Origin of the sequence: Stenotrophomonas sp. SrG, from assembly GCF_050031795.1 — a bacterium.
GTDB lineage: Bacteria > Pseudomonadota > Gammaproteobacteria > Xanthomonadales > Xanthomonadaceae > Stenotrophomonas > Stenotrophomonas rhizophila_A.
In genome coordinates, this window is record NZ_JBNBBE010001211.1 from 1 (window position 1) to 238 (window position 238).

Consider the following 238-nt stretch of genomic DNA (forward strand, 5'->3'; position numbering starts at 1 on the left):
CCGTTGGCCAGGATGAGCGCCATGCCCGACAGGCTATCCAGGCTGGCCTCCAGGCCGGCCGCCCCCTGCACCCGCAGCAGCGCGCCGGCCGCCACGGCCCAGCCCGGCGGGCCACGACCGGTGCCGGTATCGAGCAGGTCGAACGCCCGGTCCACGCGCAGGGCCGAGGCGGCCGAAAGGGCCCCCCCTCCGGCCGCCGCCGCAGCGCCGGCAACGCGACCGCGGTGGAGGTTCACCA

At 78.2% G+C, this 238-nt stretch carries 1 protein-coding gene; it reads right to left on the reverse strand.

The window, feature by feature from the left end:
* On the reverse strand, positions 1–238 hold a 238-nt coding region (locus ACQG3P_RS23280), incomplete at both ends, for a hypothetical protein (protein ID WP_426806364.1).